A 25691-nucleotide genomic window follows, 5' to 3' on the forward strand; every position below is an offset into this window, starting at 1 on the left:
CTAAGCGATTTCGGTTTGGAAAAGAATATTTTTGACGCGCTCACTCATAACATTTCCATCATGAGTTACACAGGTATTGGCAATGATGTCATCCTCCCAGTTGAGGTTTAAGTCTCCTTCAGTGTCGATCATCAGTTTTAGTAGGTTCACGATGTTCTTGCCGAACATCTTGCTGGCATCCATTGGCATGGAAGAAGGGAGGTTGGAATTGCCAATGATGGTCACTCCATGTTTCTGGACCGTTTTGTCATTTTCTGTAAGCTCACAATTACCACCAGAGGAAGCGGCTAGGTCTACAATTACACTACCCGGTTGCATATTGGCAACCGTGTCTGCCAGAATAAGGACAGGCGCCTTTCTTCCGGGAATCTGTGCTGTACTGATAATAATATTGGCCTTGGTCGCATGCTCCTGAATGAGTGCTTGCTGCTTGGCTTTATATTCCTCTGTCTGTTCTACTGCATAGCCACCAGCATCGGCATCGTCTTTAGCACCTTCAACTTTCACAAACTTGGCGCCTAAACTCTTTACTTCTTCTTCTGCAGCAGCTCTTACATCAAAGGCTTCTACCACGGCTCCTAGTCTTCGTGCTGTCGCAATAGCCTGAAGACCAGCAACTCCAGCGCCCAATACCAATACTTTGGAAGGAATAATACTACCTGCGGCAGTCATAAACATAGGAAAGAACCTCGGGGCGGTCGCTGCAGCTTGTAAGACAGCCTTATAACCAGCTACTGTCGCCATTGAGGAAAGCACGTCCATTGACTGAGCTCTTGTGGTTCTCGGTACATTATCAAGGCTGAAGCTGGTAACCTTTAATGCCTGCAATCTTTCCACAAGTGGCTTATTAGAAAGTGGCTGGAAGATGCAGAGAAGGGTTTGTCCAGGCTTTAACTGACCAATTTCATCTTCAGTTGGTGGGTTGATACCGACAACCAAATCCGCTTCAAGCACGGCCTGTCTGGCTGAGGCTGTTGCACCGACTGCCTGATAGTCGTCATCAGCGCTGAAGGCAGAAGCTCCAGCATCCTTTTCAACAAGTACGGTGGTTTTTAAATCGGTGAGTGTCTTTACGCTTTCGGGAAGTAATGCTACCCGATGCTCTCCTTCGGGTTCCTTTAAGAGACCTATGGTCATAGATAGTAAGTTTTAGTCTTACTAAGATATTGATTATCAGGAGTTATAAAAGCGCCATTAATCAGATTGTGCGTTGTATTTGAGCTAAATAGGAGAGAAATAGGCATAAAAAAAGCCCTAAAGGTTATCTAGGACTTGGTAGTATATGTTCGTTTGCTGTTTATGCAACCTTTACATCTACAGCGTTTAAGCCTTTTCTACCTTCCTTGAGATCAAAAGTCACTGTGTCGCCTTCACGAACTTCATCGATAAGACCTGACACGTGCACAAAGTACTCTTTGTTGTCTTCGCTATCAGTGATAAAACCGAAGCCTTTTGAGTCATTGAAAAATTTTACTGTTCCTTCTTTCATTTTGTTATTCATTAATAATCGCGCAAGCTAGAGATAAAATTGGTCTTAACCTGCTGTTTTCCTAAAAGGTTGACTTTGTGTCAACCACCATAACAACGAGTAGAAGTAATTATGGTTCAATTATTTACATGAATTTCAGGTTAAATTTTGGTTAAAGGAGGTTTTATGGCTTAGACTTCGAACTGTTTATGACTTTTCAACTTTTTCACTCCTTCAGCATAGAATCGGTATATTATGAGCTTAAAGGCAATTATGAAGCGATTTAAGTTTCCATCTCCATTCACGGTTCTCTATATCATTATCATCCTCAGCGCATTGGCTACATGGCTCTTACCTGCAGGTAGTTTTGATACTTTGGCTTATGATTCGGATCAAAAAATATTTTTGGTATCGGGTAATACGGAAGCCCAATTACCGGCAAAACAAGAGATTTTGGACAGCCTTGGCCTAAATATGGAGCTTTCAAAATTTGAAGAAGGCAAGATTCGAAGGCCAATTTCTATTCCAAATACCTATAATGAACAGGAGTCTGTCCCTCAAGGGTTAAAGGAAATCCTGTTTGCACCGATCAAGGGAATTTATGAATCCATAGATATCATTCTGTTTGTATTGATCATTGGAGGGTTCATTGGTGTCTTTCAACATTCAGGTGCGCTGGATAAAGGTGTAGGCCTATTGGCAAAACGTATGGAAGGCAGAGAAAAATGGCTCATCATTTCACTGATACTCCTCATCGCTTTGGGTGGAACCACCTTTGGTATGCAGGAGGAGACAATTGCTTTTTATCCCATTCTAGTGCCCATCTTCCTTGCCGCTGGATATGATTTGATAGTCCCAGTAGCCGCTGTATATGGTGGTTCATGTATCGGTTTGATGGGAGCTTTGATTAATCCCTTCGGAACGATCATCGCCTCTGATGCCGCTGGGGTTAGCTGGACTGAGGGTATTGAAAGCCGTATTGCCATGTTGTTGCTTGGAGCCCTGGTCCTAATCTGGTACATCGTACGATATGCCGAACGGGTGAAGCAGAACCCAGAAACCTCGATTCTCTATGGACTAGGCGTAAAGAACCCGTTTCAGGATAGAGAAAAGTCAGCTGCGGAAGAGAAGATGACGACAGGAACCTGGGTGCTCTTAGTGCTCTTTGCCTTGACCTTTGTGGTAATGATCTATGGAGTTTCATCTTTGGGTTGGTGGTTCGAAGAAATGACTGCCTTGTTCCTGCTGGCAGCAATTATTCTGGGGATAGTGCAAAGAGCGACTGAAAGTGATTTTGTATCGGCCTTTGTAAATGGTGCCAAAGATCTTCTTGGTGTATCTCTGATTATTGGCGTTGCGCGAGGGATTACCATTGTCCTCAATGATGGTTTGATTTCGGGGACATTATTGGACGAAGCTTCAAACCTCGTATCAGGAACTTCGCCCTTGGTTTTTCTTCCCGTCTTGATGATCGTGTTTTTCGTTTTGGCATTCTTTATCAGTTCTTCTTCCGGATTAGCGCTTGTGAGTATGCCGATCATGGGAGCTTTGGGCGTGGTAGTAGGAGTGCCTACAGAGGAAATTGTTAATGCCTATCTCTTTGGCTTTGGCTTGATGCAGTTTATTACCCCTTCAGGCCTGATTCTGCCATCCCTGGCCATGGTCAATGTGCCTTATAATATCTGGTTGAAATTCGTGGTCAAGCTTCTGGTACCACTCGCTGTACTTGGAGCTTTGATATTAATTGTTGGGTACTTGGTTTAGTAGAAATGACAGGGTTACCAGTCGGTAATGTGCCCAATTTTTATGTTGACAATATCACCTGGTTCAAGCTGAATGGAATCCTTAAAAGTATAGTATCCAAGAAAACGACTAGAGACTTCATATTTCCCTGATACTACATGACTGAAATCAAAGTTTCCTTCACCATTGGATGCCTGGCGATAAGTGTATTGTTGATTCATTAGAGTCACAACAGCACCTTCAAGAACAAGTTTTTCCCTAACGTCAAAGACATTTCCAGTGACATTACTTGTGGTCGTGTCCATAGAACCAATTTTTGAGAAAATGAAAACAGGTCTATGCCTGTATCTCGGTTTTATCCCACAACCAAAGCAAACTAAAGCAATGACCGACACTTTTAACATTCTACTCACCATGTCAAAAGCCTTTAGCGCATTCTCAAAAAGCTACTTTGCACCACCTTATCAGCAAACCGCTGTGTACTGACACATTCAAAAACCAGTTTTTGAGAAACCTCTCCAAATAAAGGATGGCCACCACCGACTAAAACCGGAATGGTCGTGATGATCATTTCATCAATCAGATCTTCCCTAAGAAAACCTTGAATAGTGCTGCCTCCATCAATATAAAGTCTTAGGTGTCCTTCACTATGAATTTTCTGCAGTACTTGATCGAGCGGCCCATTGATTAAATAGGCTTTGTCTTCATAGCCATCAGGTAACCGATCTAAAGAATTACTTAACACATAAACAGGTTTCTTATAGGGCCAGGGCACATTAAAGCCGAGGACCGTTTCAAAAGTCACGCGGCCCATCACCAAGGCATCAATTCGATCCATAAAGGCATAGTAACCCATGTCTTCGCCTTCGGGAAATGTAAAGGTGTCTAAAAAGTGAATTTTACCTTCCGAATCGGCTATATAGCCATCAAGACTTGTACCAATGTAAACGCTGTTTCTCTTTTCCATCCTTAAAAAGCTGAGACTTAAGTTAGAGTACTCAGCTTTGCTAATCAATGGGTGAGGTCAGTTAATTTCCGGAGTTACCATCAAGTTTCTTAGCATTCTCGGTATACTTAATGGCTATCCCTGTCAGCACCATGGCATCATAGGTATAGTTTCCTTCAGTCATTACAACTGTTCCCACTTCTCGGGCTTCAGAGATTCTGCTGACTTCTATAATGGCATCTGCACCGTATTTAGCAGCCTCTCTCTTCAGCAGCTGAATCAAATCGTCCATAGAAGCTCCATGTTCGCCAGTAGCTTCAAGATAGGAGAGTTGAATGTAGGGTTGTGAAGGTTTTGTATTGACTCCAAAGAAGACTTCGATCTTATCGAGTTCTTCTTGGGTAAAGTTTCTGTCTTTGGAAGAACTGCCATTGATGGCATAGGACATGATGCCATTGCCATAACCAATGCAGCCTGAAAGACATAAGACAATTAGGGAGGTTGAGAGAATTTTTTTCATTTCAGATTGAGTTTTTAACCAACCTGATGTACACAAATCAAATGCCAGAACCTGAATCCTGAGCGTAAAAAAAGCACTTTTTTCAAAGTGCTTGACTACTAATGCTTTGTTGTCTACTGACCAGCTTCGCTCACCATTTCCACAACGCCTGCCATCTCCTCTAAGGTGGAAATGTCCATAGCTGTGATCATAAAGTACACACCACGTCTGTGCACCAACAGGTATTCACTGTATTTGTCGTCAAGGTCTCTTTTATAAAACTTATAATTACGAGTTGCTGACTTGCCCCTCATGAGAAGGGAGTAACTCGATAGATCAGTTTTCTTTTCGAATGAATCAACAAACCAGTCATTCCCTTGCTTCAAACCAACTTGTAGACTTGATACGTACTTAGTTTTTTGAAAGTATTGGAGGACTCTTGGATCTGCTTCTGCACCTACTCTCTTTGACATGAGTTTGAACATCTCTTCCGATGTTTCGAAGTAGCTGGTCCCTTTCTCATTAGAATAGCTCTCGATAACTTTGATAAGCTTTTCATTTCTATTTTGTCCTAAGACGGATGCACTTAATAGTACGAGCAGTCCGAGTAAGATCAGTGGCTTTTGGAGCCTAATTGTCATTTTTTTCATAATTGAGTATTTCTTTTGTTGTTTCATTGAGTTGTTTAAAGTCTTTAAATGGGGTAGAGAAATCCAATTCTGAATACATGTCATCCATGCCCTCATTCAATAATCCTGAAATGGCAGAAACTGCCTGAAGAGATTGGCTGTAGGCTTGGTCTAGTTCAAAATCAGTTATAACATCCTTCTGGTTCTGTTTCAGTCCAGTGAGGGTCACATACCCTGCAACACAAATAATAGTAATTGCAGCGGCATAGCGTAAAACCCTAGTTTTGAGTCTCTTTCTTGAAAAGCTCAGCGTCTGCTGAGTATTAATGAAATCAGAAGTCTCAGCATTAGTTTGGTCTATCCACTTAAAATAGGTGTTTAAATGATGCTGAGGTACCTTGAGCAAGCGCTCGCGCAGTTCCTGTTCTTCGCCTCTATCTAGCTCACCTTCGAGGAATTTTTCTGTAAGGAAATCCAGTCTATTGCCACTCATGTTTCAACTGTTCTGTTAGGTACTTTCTTGCTCTTGAGAGGTTTACTCTGACTGTATTAACAGTCATTTCCATAATCTCACTAATTTCTTGATTGCTAAAACCCTGAAAATCTTTCATCTCAATTACCATTTGCTGCTTTGTCGGCAATTGTTTCATGCGTCTTTTAATCTGATCGACCATATCCTTGGATTCAAAGTCTTGTCGCGTATGCATTTGAAATTCATCTATGCTTTGTTCTACATACCTACCTTGCCTTCTAATCATATCAATACACTTGTTCTTGGTTATGGTCAGCGCGAGAGATTTAATATTTCTTTCGCTATCAAGCTTCTGTCTTCTATTCCACAACTTTTCCAGTGTCTCCTGATGAACATCTTTAGCCTTCTCTGGATCATGTAACAGTCGAATGGCAAAGCCTAAGATTGATGGGTTTAAGGGCGAAATAAGGTCCCAAAACTCTTTTTCACTCATCTAGAATAGCATTCATCAGTTGATCGATTTGGGAGTAATACGGAGATAAGCCTGAATCATTACAAGCGGATCAAAATTAATTGAAACTCACTTTGTCCAGAATCAAACCCGAAGCCGGGGCAATAAAGCTCAGATGCTCTGAGAAGTCGGGTAAAAGAGATGATTCTAGCTCTTGCAGAGTGATTTCTCCACATCCCAGGCGGACGAGCTGTCCCATCATGATACGAATTTGGTTTCTCATAAAGCCTTTGCCTTCGACTTTCAATGCATAGGATGGGTCAGGGAAGAAGCTGGCTGTATAGTAGGTGTTGGGAACAAGTGTGCAGACATCAATGGAACGGGTGGTATTGGTTTTCTCCGAAGGCTTTTTACAATAAGCTCTGAATTCATGAGTGCCCTCAAATAACTTTGCGCCTGCAATCATTTTCTCTATATCCAGCTTATCGTTAATGCAAGTAATAAAAGGGGCTGAGAAGGGGTGAGCCTTTTGCCCGAAGGCGAATAAATAGAGGTAGGACTTCGACTTAGGGTTTTGAATGATATTGAATTCAGCATTGGTCTCTTCAATGGCCAGTGCTTTAATGTCGGCCGGCAGATTGAGGTTAAACAGCTTTAGAAATTTGTCCTCATTTTCTATTGGAGCATCAACAAAGAGTTCCAACACAAAATGATCGGCAGAGACCATGGCATCTGTTCGGCTTCCCCCTAAAGTTTTGAATGCTGAATGCTCAAATACATAGGTCAGGGTACGATCCACCATATGGTGCACCGTCTTGACATTGGGTTGTTTGGCCCAACCATGAAATCTAAATCCCAAGTATTGTATGTGCAGTAGGTAGTAGTACTTGCTTTTCATTGATCAATTGATAACTCTCAATTTGAACCTAAGCTTTGGGTGGAATCTCTTTAGATACTGACAAGACTTTTAGATTCTGGACATTTTTCTTTAAGTAAAACGTACAAAGAAAAATTCTGAAATGACGTGCTAGTACTTAAGCAGTAATATAAACTACAACTCCTTAATCCGGATGTTGCGGTAGTAGACTTCATCTCCATGGTTTTGCAAGCTGATTCTACCCGTCTTAGAAGCTGCATATGAGTCGGCATTGGCCCATTTTCCAGCAGCCTTTTTGGCTAACCAATCTTCGCTACCTTCTTCGAACTCCAGTACTTTTTGGTCATTTAGCCAGTGCTCCACATGGCCTTCATTGTAAACGATCTTTACTTTGTTCCACTGCATGTAAGGATTCGGCTTCTTAGTGGCTGCCGCAGGGTACATGGCATAGCTGGAGGCGACCATTTTATAAGGCTCAGATTCGGAACGGGAATGTTCATCGTCCAGCACCTGGTATTCTGGACCACTTACATAATCGTGGCCCCATTCTTCTTTTTCTACCACATGATAGAAGATACCACTGTTTCCACCTTTGGCGATTTTATACTCTAGTTCTAATTCAAAATTTCCAAAATCTTTTGTCGTCATGATTGATCTAAAGAAGCCAACATTTTCTTCACCAATACCGGCATTGCAAGCGATCGATCCATCAACAATGGACCAATGTTCTGTGAAGGGCTCTTCGCCATACATTTCCCAGCCATCAAAATTCTCTCCATTGAAAAGAGTAATCCACTTTGTTGTTTCTTTTACATCTGCCTCTTTTGAAGATTCAGTCTGTGATTTGCTCCCACAACTTGCCATAAGAGTAGCAAGAATCAAATAGGTAAAAAGTCTTAGTTTCATGATTTTCAGTTCTGGGATTGAAGATAGGAAATTAAGAAGAAAGGCAATCAACGCATCAAGGTCAAGGTACCTTTTCTTTTAAATAGTTGGGTCTTGCCATTTACATCTGCACCGCCATATGTTATGTGATAGGCGTACTTTCCGGCTGGGGCTTGTTGGTTTTGATACAGGCCATCCCATTGTTCGTCTGGGGCTTTTGAATTAAAAACCATTCCTCCCCATTGATTAAATATGCTGATTTCGAAGAAAGTGGTATGGAGGACTTTTATCTCAAAAGTATCATGTGAACCATCACCATTTGGCGAAAAGACATTGGGTATAAACAAACGAGGGATGCAAAGGTGATCAACTCTAATGTATACTCTTTCCTTCCTACAAGCCCCTCTACTAGCTTCTAACCAATAGTCACCTCTCTCGGTGACCAGAAGTGTTTCTGTGTTTGAACCGTTTGACCAACTGAGGTCAACATCAGATTCACTGAGTGCGGGCGACAGCTCAAGTTCTTCGGTTCCCGTACAGATGGTGGCTTCAGTGGCAATTTGCATATCAAAATCGCGATCTATGACTATTTCCAATGTGTCGGATGCTGGGCTTAAGCACCCATTTCTTTCTACGTGCAACCAATACTTGCCTGAAGTAGTCACCTCAATACTTCTATCTGTGGAACCGTTACTCCAGATCATATTTTGACCTAAAGGTCCAGTAAGGTTAATACTGGCGCCTTCGCAGATAGCTACGCTATCGGCACCGACAGCCGCCAAATTGGTGTCTTCAATAATGATTTCAGGTTTTTCAGGTAGGGAGTTAAATACGACCTGAACAGGGTCAGAAAGAACACCATCTCCACATCTGACAGATGATTGATATACAGAGTAAGTACCACTTTCAGTAACCGTTATAGACTGCGTACTTTCCCCAGTGGACCATACTATGTTCCGATCTAAGTTGGTGGTAAGTGTGAGCTCTTCTCCCTCACAAAGAACGGTAGGCCCTGATGCTTCAATAATAGGTTTGACGGATGTCTTAAAAATAAATACATCAACAGTATCGGAGTTGGCGCTTTTACAACCAAAGGGATCTATTGCTGAGACCCAATAAAGACCAGTTTCTGCTACAGTGATAGACTTGGTTGTCTCACCATTAGACCAAAGGGGATCGTCTATTGAAGCGGTTAAAACGACAGATTCTTCCTCACAAAGATTATAGCTCCGTTCTACGTTCAAAATCGATGGTGCCGATACTGGTTCTTTGATTACCCAAGGTATACGCACTTCCGATGTTTTATCACACTCATTGGTGGCTCTAAGGATGATTTCAAAACTCCCATGGCTGTTACCGGACGAGACTTTTATGAAATTTTCAGGGCTATCTAACAAAATGGTCAAACTATCATTTGGCAAGATATTCTCATCACTTGAACTGACCTCAAGCTCAATTTCACCGGGCAATGCATCAGTCACTGTGAATGGCAGCATGTAAACGCTTTCGATGCATTGCTCTTCATTAGGCGGTGTAACATTTATCTCAGGAGGTAGGGGAGCGTATTTGGCAATAAAAGTATCCGAACCGGATTCACCCTCTATGATTTGAACATTAGAATCTAACGACATGTCAACCTGACCAAAAGGAAAGCCTATCATATAAAATTCGTTACAGGGCATATTGACAGGATAGAAATGAACATACATACTTCTCGGCTGGACAGAAATTTTCGACCAGGATTTGTGATTAAGATAGTTTCCTTCATTGTCGATTCTTATATAACCTGCATGATTCTCATTATTGGGATACTTTGGATTGACTAGCGTATGCTCTCTTCCTGTGCTGTTGTAATAATAGACTTCTGCTCTTGGCCCCGTTGGACTCAGGGAGCCAAACGTAGAAAAAACAACCATTAAGTCTTCTGAATCTTGAATCTCTTGAATGTCTTGGACAGGTCTGTCTAAAAAAGTTACCCATTGAAAATTACCATCAGGGTCTATTTTGGTAATTGAATTTGTTAGGCCAGGGAAGAATTTTTTAAAACCGGAGGTGTTTATAGATGAGCCATTGAGGTCGAATTGGTAGTTGGGGTTGTTGTTTGAGGAAATGAACAAAAGTTCCCCGGATTTAAGTGCCATTACGCGCTTAGTTTCGAAAGGCCCCGATGTGGTTCGGTTTTCTCCACGTAACGTGTTGATTTGCCTAACCCACTCTGTAATTAGGCCAGAGTTTAACTTGGCTATAAAGCTGCGATGTTCATCATTTCCTGCCAGTATATTTCTGGACAGTGTTGATCGATACGATCCTCGCAAGCTACCACCTAATAGTACATTCCCCTCATCATCTATATCAACCTGAAATACACCAAAGCTCTCATTATCTCCACTGTTACTACAAAAATCGTCTCCATCGGCATCAAATCCTTTACCATTAAAATCTATTTGCCTGAAGGTTCCATCAATTAATGAGGTCTTTCTGAGGTAATAGATGAGTTCGGGACATTCTGCGTTGGCTTGATTTATATTTGATTCTATCTTGGTATAAAGCTGATACATGTAATCACCTTTCACTTTGAAATCTCGAGAAGTACGCACATCAAAGTCTCCTCTCATGAATCTGGTTAATTGTCCAAGACTATCCAATTCGATGACACCAAGCGTATTCATTCTGGAATTTAGGTTAATCGCCCGCGATCCATTAAGTATTAAGTCATGGTCTCCTTGGAACGTAATAGGAATATAGTAATGGTCATTCGTGTAGCCTATCTTGAGTGATACAGCCGCAGAACTAGATAAAGCAGTTGGTTCATTGTTAATGAACTCAATACTAGTCGACCAGACTACTTTGCCGTCACCATTGGATTCCATGACCATATAATTATTCGTGGGTATTTCGATTTCACGGTTTGAGTCAACAACTTTGGCTGTAACTGTGTTTAGCGTGTTGTTTATTACGGAAACTAAATTATTGTTCTTATTCAGCACCGACTGCTGAAGACGATTTGCGTTTCCCCTAAGGTTGGCGTCATGCTTTATGAAAACAGAGTTGTTGTAGATCTGGGCAGGTAAGGAAGTTGAGATAGTGAATAGAAGAAATAAAACCTTTAAAACCTGCCTTAACATATTTCGATTTGTAGATGTCTTTATTCTTATTGTTTACTTAAAGTAACAGAAATGCATCATTCTTTCCTGTCTGAAGAAAGTACTCTCTTATTTTATTTGTTATAAAGCCTTCTGATGTAATAACTGAATTAACCCGAAAAGATACTTGATGTATTTTCTTAATAGACATCAGCCTGTTTAAGGAGATCGATATAGGAAATATTCAAATTGACAAAAGAACTGGTATGTTCGATAGTAGGAGGGAATGTTATATTGAATTCACCCAGTCAGGTCTTGTTGCAAGGCCATGAATTTAAAATGCTTGATAGTGTTTTGGTGAGGTGTTGATTAGTCATTTCTCCAAATGACGCCAATTACTTCAGCATTTTCGACAAAGTCCGGACAAGTATTCGTTCCTGCAAAACCACCAAACCAACAAACAACTTCGCAGTCTTCATTGACTACGGTTGTCATCATATCTGGATAAACTATTCCCGGATTAAAAGAATAAACAACCTGACCATTGTATCTGTATTGGGTCAATGAAGCTTCGCTTGAACCGCCTTGTGAAGCACTTTCAATTTCTGATTGGATGCATGAGGGTAAATCTGAAAGCACGTCATCATTCTCACAGGATAAGACTAAGCATGAGAGAAAGAAGAAATAAGTGAGAAGCTTTTTCATAATGTGCCTTTTCTACTTTGACCCAAAAGATCTTCAAGAGGTTGGAATCAGGATAAGTCAGCAGGACGATTCAAGTTTCTGAAGGATGAAGAGTTTGCATCAGAAATTACGGCCATGCCATGTATGTTGAGAAAGCTGCTAAGTGATAATTCATTATTCATTAAATATCCTTTGAGCACGGGAGTAATAGATACTGGCCAAAAGGAGGGTAAAGGTTCCCATTTTTGATCAGGGTTTTTGAAAGCTGATACCTTGGAGGAGTTCTGAATTAGCCTTTCCATCATTGGAGCACTTGATTCAGGCATATCAACAGCAACAACGAGCAAGTCTTTCTGGAGCGTTTCCAGTCCAGATAATATGCCACCCATCGGTCCTTTGTCCGGGTAGAGGTCTTTAATGCACTTATGCTGAGGACTTAGTGCCTTGAATTGCTCAGTATTGACCGATAGATAAATGTCTGATGTGATCTCCTGAAGATTACATAGGGCATGATCCAGTAATGTTTTGCCTTTCCATTGAACAAAGGCCTTGTCATTTCCCATTCGGGTGCTTTGCCCACCCATTAAGATTAAGCCTTTGACCAATGTTTTCCTTTTAATCCTAGCCCTTCAATTTGTCTGCTGGAGCAGTTTCCATACCTACACTTTGGCCGGATTTCATCAGTTTATTGACGCCCTTAGATTTTCTGATTTTCACGGCAACTACTTTGTATTCAGGACATTTGGCTTCAGAGTCGTGAACGTCAGAAGTAATCAAGTTCACCATAATCTCAGGGAAATGGAAGGTAGTGCTCATCACCCCTGGTTTCACTTCATCCGTCACTTTTGCTTTAATATCTACTTTACCACGAGCAGAGGTAACACAAACCATGTCACCATCTGAGATACCATTGTCACTGGCATCCTTTTGGTTGATTAATAGAACGTCTTCTTTAAGGATTTCGCCATTGCCAGTTCTTCGTGTCATAGCACCACAGTTATAGTGCTCCAATTCGCGGTTGGTGGTGATGATATATGGGTACTCTTCGCCATGCTCTACAATCTCTTCGGATTCACGCCAATCGAAATAAGTAAAGAGTCCTTTTCCCCTTTTGAATTCATCTATGTGAATGATTTCAGTGCTTGAACCATCCTCTGGAACAGGCCATTGTTTTCCGTTTTCAGCCAATTCTTCCCATTTAATACCCTTAAAGAAAGGTACAATCTGAGAGATTTCTTCCAGCATAGTATCAGGAGCATAATCGGCTTGATCATAGCCCATGCGTTGCATGACGTCTACTATAATTTGACCATCCGCTTTGGTGCCTGGTACAGGCTCAACTACTTTGTTGACACGCTGTACTCTTCTTTCGCCATTAGTGAAGGTTCCTGATTTCTCCAGGAAGGAAGCACCGGGTAGTACAACATCGGCCAACATGGCTGTTTCAGTCATAAAAAGTTCTTGTACAATGAACAAATCTAGGCTGGTCAATGCTTTTTTAACCTTGCTTGTGTTGGGGTCGGTCTGAACAACGTCCTCTCCAATGATCCACATCACTTTTAAGTCACCGGCAATGGCAGCATCGAACATCTCAGGGATTTTATACCCAATATGTAATGGAATATTGTCGGCTTTGTAGAAGTCAACGTATTTCTGGTTGATCATTGGGTCAGTGACGTCCAAGTAACCAGCACCTTGATGTGGCTGCGCACCCATATCGGCTGCTCCTTGCACATTGTTCTGTCCCCGAAGTGGGTTTACGCCAACACCTCTACGGCCAATGTTTCCTGTGATCATGGCTAAGTCAGCGATTTGCTGTACAGTAAATGTTCCTTGGGAATGCTCAGTAACCCCGAGGCCATGGAAAGACATGGCATTTGGTACAGAAGCATAGGTAATGGCTGCTGCCCGAACATCCTCACGATCAACGCCAGTGATAGCTTCCATAGCATTGATGTCCAATTTTTTAATGTTCTCGACAAAGTCATCGAAGCCCTCTGTTCGAGTGTCAATAAATGTTTTGTCGGCTAATCCCTCTTCGATGATGTAGTAGAGCATCATGTTCAACAAGGCCACATTAGTACCGGGTCGCAGTTGCAAGAAGTGATCAGCGTATTTCGCCAATTCAATTTCCCGTGGATCGATCACAATCAGCTTGGTGCCCTTCATAGCAGCCTGCTTAATCTTAGCACCGGTTACAGGGTGAGCGGCAGTAGGGTTGGCACCAATCACCATCATACAGTCAGTGTACTGAATATCTATGACCGAATTGGTCGCTGCTCCTGTGCCAAAGGAACGCTGCATACCCAGGGCCGTAGGGGAGTGGCACACGCGAGCACAACAATCAATATTGTTTGTTCCAACCACAGCGCGAATGAATTTTTGCATGAGGTAATTCTCTTCATTCGTACATCTCGCTGAAGATATACCCGCAATAGAATCTGGACCGTGCTCTTCTCTAATATTGGTAATCTTATTGACTATGTAGTCATATGCTTCGTCCCAGGACACATTTTCTAGCTGACCGTTCTTTCTCACCATTGGTGAGCGCAGGCGCTCCGGATGGTCATAGAATTTAAAGGCATATCTTCCTTTGAGACAGGTATGTCCCTGGTTTACTTCAGCATCGTATGGTGCGGTAATGCTTACAATTTCTCCACTTGAAGTGGCCACATCCAGATTACAACCCACCCCGCAATAGGTACAAACTGTTCTGGTTGTTTCCTCTGCTTCATTGGTTTTAGAATCGAAAACATCGGTGATAGCTCCAGTAGGACAGGCTTGGGAACATGCTCCGCAAGAAACACAATCAGACTCCATAAAGCCTTCGTTCATGCCCATAACGATCTTGCTGTCAAAGCCTCGACCTTCCATGGTCAAGACCATTTCACCCTGAACCTCATCGCAGGCTCTCACACATCGGAAACAGTTGATGCATGAATCTAGACTGGCACGCATGTAAGGATGACCCGTATCTGCAGTTCTGTCCAGGTGGTTTCTTCCAGGAGCATAGCGGACTTCCTCCATTTTTATGCCTACATCATAGGCAACTCGTTTGAGCTCGTTATGCTTAGGGTTGTCAGTTTCAAATTTCTCTTTGGGGTAATCAGTCAAAACAAGCTCTACGATGTTCTTTCGCAAGCGTTCCATTTTCTCAGTATGCGTGTAGATGAATGAGCCTTCCATAACGGGGGTGTGGCAGGAAGCTTGAACCCTTGTTGGACCGTCCTGTTCTCGAGCTACTTCTACGCTACATACACGGCAAGATCCGAATGGGTCTAAGTTTGGTGCATCACATAGGGTCGGGACAGGATTGTCTCCAAAGTTTCTTCTTAACAACGAAAGAATGGTCTCACCACTTTCGAACTGGAAGGGTTCGTTGTTGATGTACGCTATGTTTTTTGAATCACTCATATAAATCGTGTTTACAGAAAGTAGCTTCTAAGTTCTTCTTTAAAATACTGTAAGGCATTCTTGATGCCCAATGGCAAACCTCCACCCAAGGCACATAAAGAGCCTATTTCTAAGGTCTCCAGCAGATCGTCCATCAACTGGCGATCCATTTTCTCTCCATTTCTTGAGTTAGCAATCATCTCTTTGCCTCGAACAGATCCGATGCTACATGGGAAGCATTTTCCGCATGACTCATCGGCTGTGAATTCAAATAGATGCTCCAAATATTCAATCATTGGAAACTTCTCGGGAACAGAGACGATTCCCGCATGACCTAGTAAGAATCCACCATTGGCGAAACTCTCAAAGTCCAGATTCAGGTCGTCTATCTTATGGGTTGGTACAATTCCACCCAGCGGCCCACCGACATGAACTGCCTTTACAGGTTCCTTGAAACCTCCACCGGTTTCATAGACCAAATCTTTAAAGGAATGCCCCATTTCTACTTCATACATTCCCGGTTTATTGAAGAAGGAGTCCAGACAAACCAGTTTGGTTCCAGTAGATTTTTCTGTTCCAAGCTTCGCATACTGATCGCCACCATTTCTGATAATCCATGGCACAGCCGCCAATGTCTCGACATTGTTCACGATTGTGGGTTTATTGAATAGTCCCTTTTGTGCAGGGAAGGGAGGTCTCACTCTAACCTCTGGTCGTTGCCCCTCTAAAGAGGATAGAAGTGCGGTTTCTTCTCCGCAGATATATGCCCCGGCACCTTCGATTACCTTGAATCGATAATTGAAATCACTACCTCCAATGTTATCGCCATGCATATCGATGGCTTCCAAGGCTTCAACAGCTTCAGTACAAGCTCTTACAGATTCAGGGTATTCTCCACGGATATAGACAGCTCCATGATCTGCACCTACTATGTAACCGGCTGTCATCATTCCAAACAAGACCAACATAGGTTGTTCTTCAAGAAGATAGCGATCGGAATAAGCTCCGGGGTCTCCTTCATCGGCATTACATACAATGAATTTCTGTGGTTCTGGTTCATTTCTACAAGCATTAAGCTTGAAGCTCATAGGAAAACCTGCACCACCACGGCCTCTGATATTTGAGGCCTTTATTTGTTCTAATGCCCATTCTGGACCATTTGCTAAAATTTTCGAGAACTCATCCTTGAACTGTTGAGCAGTCATTGCCTCACCCGTCAGCACTCGTTCACCCGTAGCGCCAACGGAGTAATTGTCGCTTAAGTCCTTGTCAGTGTCTTTGACTATCTCTTCTAAATGGTTGATCGCATCCCCTGAGTAATTCGTGCCATTGTAGTTAAACGCGCTGTTTTCATGACATCTGCCAAGGCAGCACATATGTCCAACTTCAGCGTCTTTGAAGTGTCTTGAGAGTTTTCCTTTGACACTGTCTTGAGTACCAGCAACCATGCACGCACTGCCATTGCAAACATGCACTTTGACACCTTCGTGCTCCTTTTTCATGAAATCATAAAATGAAGCAGTTCCATAGGTGATCGCGTTACCCATCAGGTATTTTTCGGCCAAAGCCTTCAGCTCTTTATTGTCTGGCGATCCAGTTACTTTAGACTTTTCTACCAGCTGTTCGAAGAGATTGTCCTCTAAGCCTTTTCTTCCTGATAATGCACTAAGATTTTCTGACATCTTATTGTATAACTGTTAATGGCTTTCTTTTGGGTTTGGAAACATATCGCTCTCATCTTCGGAGCGTGCAGTCAAACACTTGAAATCCTTTTCAACTAAAATACTCAATTTATCCCCGTTTTCTAGGGGTAATTCTCCCTTGATTCCTACCTGATCGGATTGAATCCAGCTTTCAATAGCTGTCTTAGGAAGGCTTATATCGATGGTGTTATCAGCAAAACTACTTGCTATCTTATCACCAATTGTAAGTTGGTAGACCAACTCATTTCCGTTTGGGAATTGCACTGTGGCAACGCAAGAACCGGTTGTGCCGAAATTGCTCACCTCGGTTTGGGTGAGCCTAAATCGAATACTATTGTCTTGGATTCTCAGTTTCATAAAACCAGCCGTTCCTTTCCTGAATAAACGTTAAACCGATCGTTTTTGAGAAAGCCTATCAGCGTCATGCCGAACTCTTCGGCTAAGTTTACCGCCAGACTAGAAGGTGCCCCAACAGCTGCAATGACTTGGATTCCAGCTCTTAGGGCTTTTTGCACCAATTCAAAGCTAATGCGACCACTGAGTACCAGTACAGCCTCTGAGAAGGGAAGCGTATTCTTTATCAACCCGGTCCCTATAAGTTTGTCGAGGGCGTTATGCCTGCCGACATCTTCTTGATGGGCGATCAATGAGCCTTCCGTATCAAAAAGTCCTGAGGCGTGTAACCCTCCGGTATGCTTGAAGACGTCTTGACTAGATCTCAAGCTTTCCGATAGTCCAAATAGTACTTCTTTGTTGATCTGGATTTTTTCTCCAGATAATGGCTGACAACTTACTTTAATGGAATCTATGGAAGCCTTTCCGCAAACACCACAGCTCGAAGTGGTGTAGAAGTTTCGTTTGAATTGATCATCGCTTATTACTACAGAAGGCTTGAGTTCAACACGCATTAGGTTTTCCAAACCTTCGGCACGCCCCAAGTCTTCGCAATACTTGACACTCATTACCTCATCCATGGAGTTGATAATTCCTTCAGTAAAGAGAAAGCCAAGACAAAGCGCCTCATCGTTTCCGGGCGTACGCATGGTAACGGAAACACTGAATTGTTCCCTTTTATCTTCAGGTCCATGACCGATACGAATTTCCAATGGCTCTTCTGAAACCACTAGATCAGGTTTGGCCTCGGTTGACTGAGTTCCAACTCTTATTACTTGTATCGGTTGAACAGGAACACCCATATATTAGATTACGGTTCTAAGACAATCCAGATATTACGCCATCATCATCAATCGACATTCCTTCTGAAGCTGGAACTGCCGGTAAGCCTGGCATACGCATCATTTGACCTAGGATAGGGATGATAAAACCTGCCCCAGTAGCATATTCAAACTCTCTAACGTTGACATCAAAGTTTTCCGGTCTACCATGGATGAATTCGTTATCACTTAAGGACTTCTGGGTTTTGGCCATACAAATAGGCAAATCACTAAAGCCTAATCGCTCGATGCGCTTCATTTGCAGTTTGGCCTTTTTGGAAAAGTCTACCTGATTAGCGCCATAGATTTCTCTCGCTATTATTTCAATCTTCTCTTTGATTGGGGCATCCCAGTTGTATAATGGCTGGAATCCATTATCGTAGTTTTCGATGGTGCTCACAACCGCCTCAGCAAGTTCGGTCATTCCATCGCCACCTTGGGCCCAGCCGTCAGCAACTACTGCATGAACTCCCTGTCCGGCACACATTTTTTTGATCAGTTCTACTTCCGCTTCTGTGTCTGAAGGGAAGGCATTAATGGCTACTACTGGATTAAAACCAAATTTTTGTAGGTTTTCGATATGCTTACCTAAGTTGGCAAAGCCAACTTTTACGCGATCGGCACTCGGTGTATTGTATTCTTCTTTTTCGGCACCACCATGGTGTCTTAGTGCCCTAATGGTAGCGACCAGGACAACTGCTTTTGGCTTAAGGCCAGAGGAAGCACATTTAATGTTAAAAAACTTTTCGGCACCCAAATCCGCTCCAAAACCAGCTTCAGTCACCACATAATCAGATAAGGAAAGCCCCATTTTAGTCGCGATAACTGTATTGGTACCTTGAGCAATATTTGCAAATGGTCCACCATGGATGATGGCAGGATTTCCTTCTAAGGTTTGGACCAGATTAGGTTGAATGGCGTCTTTTAACAGAATAGCCATAGCATTCTCTGCTTTCAGGTCGCGAGCATAAATCGGCTGTTTGTCAAATGTATAACCGATGAAAATGTTACCTAATCGTTTTTTAAGATCGCTGAAATTTTCAGCCATGCAGAGAATGGCCATTACCTCAGAAGCAGGGGTGATATTAAAGCCGTCTTCTCTTGGAATACCATTAGTACTACCGCCTAAGCCGATGGTAATTTGCCTTAGCGATCGGTCATTCATATCCATTACGCGTTTCCAGGCGATGGTCCTTGGGTCTATATTGAGATTATGCGTTCGGCTTTGAATATTGTTATCAATTAAGGCTGATAGGAGGTTGTTGGCCTTTTCCACAGCGGAGAAGTCTCCAGTAAAGTGGAGGTTGATGTCTTCCATTGGAATGACTTGTGAATAGCCACCACCAGCTGCACCGCCTTTGATTCCGAATACTGGTCCTAAGGAAGGTTCTCGCAGGACAACGCAAGTCTTTTTACCAATCTTATTGAGTCCCTCTGAAAGACCTATAGAAGTAGTGGTCTTACCTTCCCCAGCAGGAGTGGGTGTCATGGCGGTTACAAGAATAAGATTACCTTCATCGATCCTTGACAGGTTAAGCAAATGCATCGGGAGTTTGGCTTTATACTTTCCGTAATGCTCTAAATCGTCTGGTGTCAGGTTGAGCTTAGCTGCAATTTCATTGATGTGTCTGATCTCAGCTGCTTGTGCAATATCTATATCAGTCAGGTTGTGGGTCTTCTTATCCATTGGCAAAAGTGGTTTACGGCCCTGAAGATAAGAGTTTCGCTGACATTTCAATCGTTTGCAGAGCCCTGTTCGATTATTTTATCTGAGTGGTTTGAGGAGTGTACGGAGTATTGCGTATTGAGTACCGAGTATCTCGTACAGCGTACCTCGTACGAAATACGTACTAGGTATTACGCACTACGCTTCAACCAATAATCTGCTTCTTTTTCCAGATACCGGTTTTGTACCAGATGAAGGTAATGATAGCAGGAAGGGCATAGGAGACAGGGAAGGACCACCAGATACCAAGGTAACCCATGGACTCCATGTTAGAGAATATCCAAGCGAAAGGGAATTGAATGACCCAGATACCAATGATGGTAAAGATCATCGATTCTACAGTATTACCAGAACCTCTTAAAGTCCCAACAAGGGCTAACTGCATGCCCATGAAGCCAAAGGAGGGGGCGGTGATTTTGACAAAGGAGACGCCCATGGCAACTACTTCATCGGTAGAATCAAGAAAGGTTCTCACAATCGGCTCGGCAAAGGCAAAGAAAAGTACACCAATGATACTCATAGAGACAAAAGCTATAGTAGCCGCGTAGTTGGAAGTTTTCTCGGCTCGATCCATCTTTTGGGCTCCAATGTTCTGTCCGACCAATGTTGCATTGGCTTTCATAAGACCAAGAGCGATAATCACCACAAAGCTGATCAGACGCGCACCTACGCCATAGGCAGCCAACACTTCGGTGCCAAATTTAGCGGCAACACCGGTGAGCAAGGTCAGACCAAGTGCACGTGCGGAAATCTCCAGGGAAGAAGGCATACCCAGTTTGAAAGCCTTTTTGAGTAATGGAAAGTCAAACTTGAAGCCCCTCAATTTCAGGTTGAAATCTGTTTTTCCATAGAATAAAATGTAATGACCAATCAGAGCAGAGAGTCCTAGAGTAGCCAAAGTGGAATAAGCAGCACCAGCTACGCCATAGGCTGGAATGGGTCCCCAGCCATAGATAAAGAGTGGGTCAAGCAGAAAGTTAAGTCCCAAACTCAATGCATTGATATATAAGGGAATTCTAACCTCTCCAATACCTCTCAGTAGTGATTGAAAGAGAATGAAGCCAAAATTGAATACTAAACCAATGAAAATAACACGCTGAAACAAGTTGGCTTCAGCGAATATTTCCTGTTCGACACCCAGCCAGGTCAGTATTTGAGGAGACAGGCTGTAAGCGATTGCCGATAGTACAAGCGACATGAGAAAAACCATCACCATCGACTGGATGGCCACATGGTTGACCATTTTGAGGTTCTTGGCACCCGCATATTGAGCCACCAGAATGGTGCCCGCAAAGGCAAAACCTGAAGTCAATGAAATCAGAAGGAAGTTTACCGGATAGCTGACGGAAACGGCAGCTACGGCATTTGCACCTAGACGCCCCACCCAGAAGGCATCCACCAACTGATAACCGGTTTGCAACAAGTTCGCTCCAATGATAGGGAAAGCCAGGGCGATCAGTGCCTTGAGGATATTACCTTCGGTGAGCGATGTCTTGACTTGCTTCATGGGTAGCAGCGAAAGTAACAAGTATCGGAGGAAAGACAGTCGAAATATTTGATTCATATAGACTCTTAGTTGCGAGGTTCAAGAGTGTATACAGTTGGGTCAGAAAGACCCTATTCTGTTGTGACCAGTTACAATAAACTAGTTCTATCACTTCAGAGATAGCCTTATCGTACTACTGACCAAATACTATAAAACTTATGCCAATGTCTTTTGACTTTTTCGTTTGCAGCTTTACCCAATTGCCTTGACTATTGGACCTGTAGTAGGTCGGGTATACTCTGCCTTTGGATTTGAAGTTGGCCAATATTTTCACAGCGGCTACCGGCATTTGCTGATAATTCTCGATTGTTACTAAAAAGTCCGAGTGGACTTCAATTTCATATTTAGATAAGTAGATTACTGGGGAGTTTTCCGCTTCACTCTTACTGAGAGAGATGTAAATGGGTTCGGAGAGTATGTTGCTAATTTCTTGATTTTGGATTGAGTATATATTGAGTCGAAATTCTATGGTGTCGACAAAGGACACCGCAAAATTCAACTGAATACTGTCGAGATATAAGGGCCGGTCGTTTGAAAATCGAGTTCCAATCTCATGGCGATATCCATTTTGAGGAAAGGCTATATTGGAACTAGCACCTTTGTATAAGGGAATCGGATAACAGTGCCTTTTTTCCAAACCAAGTTTGATTTGTGATGGCCTTTGACTCAATACCGTGACCTCCTTTAGCTCAATTTGTCTTTGATCCATTTCAATGAGCTCGAAAACTTCCAACCTTCTCAAATCGCCTACTATGAATTCTTGTGTGACATAAGAGATCATAGATAGCCTTAATGTATCACTGTCAACGGCATTCTCTATTGACAGCTGAAACCTTCCATTATTGTCCGACACGGTGCCAATGTTCTTTCCTACGATTCCAATATTAACATAAGGAATGGGCTGTCCTGTTTTGCGATCAATCACCTGGCTTTTGAGGGTTTGTCCAGAAATAATGACTTCAAAAAAAGTCAGGCATAAAATGCACAAAGTAAATCTCGCCATATCACTGCAGATTTTCTAAGAGAGCACTTTTTACAATCGTAAACTCTTCCGTTTTGGTGTCAAGAATCAGCGTGCTTTCGACAAATGGTCTATTGCCCAACCAGCCACCAATTCGAGTAAATGGTGTCACAAACCTCTGCGTCCAGGCATACATGTTCACATAGCTGGCTCGTTCCATACTTAGGTTCGTGCTCCCAATTTGTATGGGCTCATTAGTGGTTTTACTAAGAATAGGAATACTACTTCCCCAACTGTTCGCACCATATTCTACTGCTTCTGTCTCTTCATTAGTATACCTTTTAAACCGATTCCTAGTGGTGATTATACCAAAAGCGCTACAGCCTGAATCGTACAGCAACTCTAGATTTTTTCCGTCAACTACTGCCGGTAACATGATGCGCCTCCCTTTGAAGTCGAAGGGTTGAAAGGGTGAAAGAGAAGTCATCCAATCAGGCCGATTCTGGTATATTTGAATCTGTTGGTTTGCAAAATCTATTGCCGTAATGCAGTCATCCAAAAGATCACTACCAATTGTTCCAATTTTGAGGTTACCTATGGTGTCGGTAGCGCTAAAAGTGTGACCATAGTTATCGAGTATTTTAATCATGGAAGCACTGACCTTGTTACCGCCAAGTTCAAATTCTAGGTGCTTGATGTATCGCGATTCCTCTTTCACTACCTCTTCAAGTTTTAACCCAATCTTCTTCAATGAGAGAAGGTCTTTTTCATAGATATAGGAATAAGGAGCACCAGTATCAAACTGCATATAGAACTTATGAGCTAAGGCTTTAATTCTCAGGGGAATGATAATGGCGGCTTTCGTTTCATAGTAATGGTCAATGGAGTCATTGGCCCAAGCAAAGGTTATCGGTTTGGGCTCATGAGTGAAAGTCAGGAGGTTAGGTTTTTCTCCAAATAAGGAGTTATTGAATTTTTGGATTCCAACAGATGCTGCAATGACAAAGATTACAAGAATAGCAGCCAGTGTATATTTTAAGTATTTCCATATTTTAGTTTTCCTTTTGACCATCATCTTTTCCAATCCGTGAACGAAATGTATGTCCACAAATAAATGGAAATGCAAGTCGGAATTGAGAGCGGTCGATCCGCCAATTTTACGACAATTCGCTGCCCATTTGCCTTAGAGCAGTCTTATACGGAGGTTCAGTACGCTCAGATTGTTCTTGTTGATGGAGTGGGCTGTCAAACCGATGACAACGAAATTGAAAAGAAACCCTATTGCCAAAACAAATAAGATTAATGGTTGGGAGGGGAGAACAAACTGATTTATGAAAGGAGATATGGACAACAGTAGACAGAGCGAGAGGCTCCAGAGTATTTGAAAGTTGATGATCTTTCTACCCACTTCATCCACCATCTTAGAATGACGATTCCGATTCCAAAGAATGGATGGAAGAATTATGTTTCCAAAGGGAATACCCACACAGCAAAGAGCAGAGAGGTTAATGAACTTGATGGAAAGGGTATCAGAAGTTTTGGACTGATTCAAATTTTGAAACTCACTTTTAAAATCAGCCGCTTCTAAACCAAATGCATTCGAAAGCACGGTCAGCGTATGCCCTTTAGGTGCTTTTCCGCTACTCTCAAGGCGCTGAATAGTTCTGAGTGATAGGCCAGTACCCTTAGCGAGGTCTGCCTGCGTAGCCCCCTGTTTCTCTCTGTATGCTTTGACAATGCTCTTCACTTACTCTGGAAGTTCTTTAAAAGTTGATGAATAACCAAGGTTTTCGAAGTGCCGATCGTCCGAACGTGTTCTTTATGACGTTTATCAGATTCACAAAGATTAACAGAAATGATGCTTAATTCATGAAGTCGGAAGGTTGATTCTTCACCATTCTTGATAGTTTTGCCGAAAGATGAAATCATCAATGAGACCGACCATGTTTTTGCTCCTATTCTGGGTTGGTTTATTTAACCTAACCTTTGCTCAAAAAACATGGGTGGATGATGGTGTGACTATAACTAAGCTGGACACTTTAGCTGATGGTTATGAGGCGTTGAGAGGCGCTTTCATTATTGAAAACTCGACCATCTATGAGGTGATGAATCTGATATTGGATGTAGATGGCTATGACTGGGTAGAAGGAGAAAGTAAATCGAAAATGCTCTCAGTAGACCAAATGGATTCTTCCTTCACGTTTGACTTCTTCGTTCGGATTCCCTGGTTGTTTGTGAAAAAAACAGGCCGCGTGAGAGTAGATGTTCACTATAAAGACGAAACCTTTTATACCAAGTCCACTCAAATCAGGGAATATGATAGAGACGAAGATTATGATTTGGTAGACTTCTATTCTGCCCAATGGCGACTTGAAAAGTATAGAGGAAAAGACGTCAAAGTCACCTATCTGGGAGTTTATCAAGACCAGAAAATGTTGATCAATATCAACGGCATCATCATCAACCGAATTAGAAAGAGACTAAATAGTACCTTCCACAATTTGATCACACGAGCTTCAGGGAAAGTCAATCCTAATGGAGCATTAGTTTGGCCGATCACAAATGCCGATAAGGCCCTCAAGTCTGATAAGGATTGAGCCTCCTGTTTGAGCTATAAAATCTCATTCTCTTTTACAAACCTAGCCATCTCTTGTGCCCATACCTGATAAGTGAACCTTGAGGGATGAACACCGTCACTGAAGAAAGTAGATTTATCTGGTGGTACGCCAAGCACTTTGCTCCAATGGGCAATAGTGAGAACCGCGCTATTATAATAGACTTTGGGATGATGCTTTATTAACTCATTGAGTTCTTCGCCAAGTATCTCGACCAGGTTACCGACCACAAAATGAATCAATGGGGTAAAGGCTGGGAACTCCTTAATTGGCGGCATATTGGTAAAGACAATCGGTGTCTCTGGATACTTCTTTCTTAGTTTTTCGATTAGAAGGTTGATGTCTTTCCTCCATTGATGGGGACGATTTAAAGTAAACGCATCATTGCCTCCAAGCCCAATGAGGATGAGGTCTGCGGATGCTTCCTCGACTTTAGGTAATATTCTTTCCGTGACCTTCTTAGCCGTATAGCCGCTTCGAGCATATACTTTCCAGTCTACTGAAGTGTTGTATGATGCTGCAATCGCCTTGGCAAAGGAACCCGTAAAACCTTCATCATGTGTCGCTACTCCAACGCCAGCAAAGGTGCTTTCCCCGATAGCAAGGATGGTTATCGGTTTAGCCTCATTCTCTTGCTTTACTGTACCTGAAGGCCCCTTTGCTTCCGGCAACGAAGGAATAGTCTTTCGAATTCGCTTGCCTTGATAGTACATAATGGGCAGGAGGGGAATGGAAATGATAGTGCCAAGAATGTATTTCAGGTTCATCTGGTCAAAACGCTTATTTTATGTGATCA

General features: G+C 42.5%; 25 protein-coding genes. 2 read left to right on the top strand and 23 right to left on the bottom strand.

The window, feature by feature from the left end:
• Both BFP97_RS03685 and BFP97_RS03690 read right to left on the bottom strand, forming a co-directional pair.
• Complete coding sequence (locus BFP97_RS03685; protein ID WP_069841116.1) at nucleotides 1-1137, bottom strand: Re/Si-specific NAD(P)(+) transhydrogenase subunit alpha; 1137 nt, start codon at nucleotides 1135-1137, stop codon at nucleotides 1-3.
• Between the two features lie 160 nt (nucleotides 1138-1297).
• Nucleotides 1298-1489: a cold-shock protein gene (locus tag BFP97_RS03690; protein WP_069844188.1), complete on the bottom strand. Its 192-nt coding sequence runs from the start codon at nucleotides 1487-1489 to the stop codon at nucleotides 1298-1300.
• Between the two features lie 252 nt (nucleotides 1490-1741).
• On the opposite strand from BFP97_RS03690, the gene BFP97_RS03695 reads away from it, so the two are divergent.
• The gene (locus BFP97_RS03695; protein WP_069844189.1) at nucleotides 1742-3232 is read left to right on the top strand and encodes a YfcC family protein; all 1491 of its coding nucleotides are present in this window, start codon (nucleotides 1742-1744) and stop codon (nucleotides 3230-3232) included.
• Between the two features lie 14 nt (nucleotides 3233-3246).
• On the opposite strand, the gene BFP97_RS03700 is transcribed toward BFP97_RS03695, so the two are convergent.
• From BFP97_RS03700 to BFP97_RS03795, 20 genes are all read right to left on the bottom strand, one after another.
• Nucleotides 3247-3516 carry a carboxypeptidase-like regulatory domain-containing protein gene (locus tag BFP97_RS03700; RefSeq protein ID WP_069841117.1) on the bottom strand — a complete coding sequence of 90 codons (270 nt, stop codon included), beginning with the start codon at nucleotides 3514-3516 and terminating at the stop codon, nucleotides 3247-3249.
• 122 nt (nucleotides 3517-3638) lie between these two features.
• Complete coding sequence (locus BFP97_RS03705) at nucleotides 3639-4178, bottom strand: dihydrofolate reductase family protein (RefSeq protein WP_069841118.1); 540 nt, start codon at nucleotides 4176-4178, stop codon at nucleotides 3639-3641.
• Between the two features lie 61 nt (nucleotides 4179-4239).
• Nucleotides 4240-4677, bottom strand: a complete 438-nt coding sequence (locus BFP97_RS03710) for a hypothetical protein (RefSeq protein WP_069841119.1) — start codon at nucleotides 4675-4677, stop codon at nucleotides 4240-4242.
• A 113-nt stretch (nucleotides 4678-4790) separates the two neighbouring features.
• Entirely contained in the window at nucleotides 4791-5297 is a 507-nt protein-coding gene (locus BFP97_RS03715; protein WP_170827396.1) for a DUF4252 domain-containing protein, read from the bottom strand.
• Nucleotides 5287-5778, bottom strand: coding sequence for a hypothetical protein (locus BFP97_RS20610; RefSeq protein ID WP_069841121.1), 492 nt, complete (start codon nucleotides 5776-5778; stop codon nucleotides 5287-5289). Before BFP97_RS20610 ends, BFP97_RS03715 begins: the two co-directional genes overlap by 11 nt.
• Nucleotides 5765-6250: an RNA polymerase sigma factor gene (locus tag BFP97_RS03725; RefSeq protein WP_069841122.1), complete on the bottom strand. Its 486-nt coding sequence runs from the start codon at nucleotides 6248-6250 to the stop codon at nucleotides 5765-5767. Before BFP97_RS03725 ends, BFP97_RS20610 begins: the two co-directional genes overlap by 14 nt.
• A gap of 76 nt (nucleotides 6251-6326) precedes the next feature.
• Entirely contained in the window at nucleotides 6327-7106 is a 780-nt protein-coding gene (locus BFP97_RS03730) for a tRNA pseudouridine synthase A (protein ID WP_069841123.1), read from the bottom strand.
• A gap of 153 nt (nucleotides 7107-7259) precedes the next feature.
• Nucleotides 7260-7991 carry a DUF1080 domain-containing protein gene (locus BFP97_RS03735; RefSeq protein ID WP_139135169.1) on the bottom strand — a complete coding sequence of 244 codons (732 nt, stop codon included), beginning with the start codon at nucleotides 7989-7991 and terminating at the stop codon, nucleotides 7260-7262.
• A 47-nt stretch (nucleotides 7992-8038) separates the two neighbouring features.
• On the bottom strand, nucleotides 8039-11095 hold the full coding sequence (locus tag BFP97_RS03740; protein WP_069841125.1) for a gliding motility-associated C-terminal domain-containing protein: 3057 nt from the start codon (nucleotides 11093-11095) through the stop codon (nucleotides 8039-8041).
• 327 nt (nucleotides 11096-11422) lie between these two features.
• Complete coding sequence (locus BFP97_RS03745; RefSeq protein ID WP_069841126.1) at nucleotides 11423-11758, bottom strand: DUF6970 domain-containing protein; 336 nt, start codon at nucleotides 11756-11758, stop codon at nucleotides 11423-11425.
• Between the two features lie 47 nt (nucleotides 11759-11805).
• A complete protein-coding gene (locus BFP97_RS03750; RefSeq protein WP_139135170.1) occupies nucleotides 11806-12342 on the bottom strand; it encodes a molybdenum cofactor guanylyltransferase in 537 nt (178 codons plus the stop codon).
• 16 nt (nucleotides 12343-12358) lie between these two features.
• The gene (gene fdhF / locus BFP97_RS03755; protein WP_069841128.1) at nucleotides 12359-15151 is read right to left on the bottom strand and encodes a formate dehydrogenase subunit alpha; all 2793 of its coding nucleotides are present in this window, start codon (nucleotides 15149-15151) and stop codon (nucleotides 12359-12361) included.
• An 11-nt stretch (nucleotides 15152-15162) separates the two neighbouring features.
• Complete coding sequence (locus tag BFP97_RS03760; protein ID WP_069841129.1) at nucleotides 15163-16812, bottom strand: (2Fe-2S) ferredoxin domain-containing protein; 1650 nt, start codon at nucleotides 16810-16812, stop codon at nucleotides 15163-15165.
• Nucleotides 16813-16827: 15 nt separating this feature from the next.
• Nucleotides 16828-17190: a DUF7009 family protein gene (locus BFP97_RS03765; RefSeq protein ID WP_069841130.1), complete on the bottom strand. Its 363-nt coding sequence runs from the start codon at nucleotides 17188-17190 to the stop codon at nucleotides 16828-16830.
• Nucleotides 17187-18029 carry a formate dehydrogenase accessory sulfurtransferase FdhD gene (gene fdhD, locus BFP97_RS03770; protein ID WP_069841131.1) on the bottom strand — a complete coding sequence of 281 codons (843 nt, stop codon included), beginning with the start codon at nucleotides 18027-18029 and terminating at the stop codon, nucleotides 17187-17189. Before fdhD ends, BFP97_RS03765 begins: the two co-directional genes overlap by 4 nt.
• Before the next feature lie 16 nt (nucleotides 18030-18045).
• On the bottom strand, nucleotides 18046-19734 hold the full coding sequence (locus BFP97_RS03775) for a formate--tetrahydrofolate ligase (protein WP_069841132.1): 1689 nt from the start codon (nucleotides 19732-19734) through the stop codon (nucleotides 18046-18048).
• A gap of 184 nt (nucleotides 19735-19918) precedes the next feature.
• Complete coding sequence (locus BFP97_RS03780) at nucleotides 19919-21337, bottom strand: MATE family efflux transporter (RefSeq protein ID WP_083262413.1); 1419 nt, start codon at nucleotides 21335-21337, stop codon at nucleotides 19919-19921.
• Nucleotides 21338-21452: 115 nt separating this feature from the next.
• The gene (locus tag BFP97_RS03785) at nucleotides 21453-22322 is read right to left on the bottom strand and encodes a carboxypeptidase-like regulatory domain-containing protein (protein WP_069841134.1); all 870 of its coding nucleotides are present in this window, start codon (nucleotides 22320-22322) and stop codon (nucleotides 21453-21455) included.
• Between the two features lies 1 nt (nucleotide 22323).
• Nucleotides 22324-23388 (bottom strand): hypothetical protein, encoded by a 1065-nt coding sequence (locus BFP97_RS03790; RefSeq protein WP_139135171.1) that lies wholly within the window; start codon nucleotides 23386-23388, stop codon nucleotides 22324-22326.
• 75 nt (nucleotides 23389-23463) lie between these two features.
• Entirely contained in the window at nucleotides 23464-24027 is a 564-nt protein-coding gene (locus tag BFP97_RS03795; RefSeq protein ID WP_069841136.1) for a helix-turn-helix domain-containing protein, read from the bottom strand.
• A gap of 172 nt (nucleotides 24028-24199) precedes the next feature.
• On the opposite strand from BFP97_RS03795, the gene BFP97_RS03800 reads away from it, so the two are divergent.
• Nucleotides 24200-24877 (top strand): hypothetical protein, encoded by a 678-nt coding sequence (locus BFP97_RS03800; protein WP_139135172.1) that lies wholly within the window; start codon nucleotides 24200-24202, stop codon nucleotides 24875-24877.
• A gap of 14 nt (nucleotides 24878-24891) precedes the next feature.
• Here BFP97_RS03800 and BFP97_RS03805 read toward each other — a convergent pair whose 3' ends face one another.
• Complete coding sequence (locus BFP97_RS03805) at nucleotides 24892-25662, bottom strand: SGNH/GDSL hydrolase family protein (RefSeq protein WP_069841138.1); 771 nt, start codon at nucleotides 25660-25662, stop codon at nucleotides 24892-24894.
• Nucleotides 25663-25691: the final 29 nt, after the last annotated feature.

It is taken from the genome of Roseivirga sp. 4D4, from assembly GCF_001747095.1.
Taxonomy (GTDB): Bacteria; Bacteroidota; Bacteroidia; order Cytophagales; family Cyclobacteriaceae; genus Roseivirga.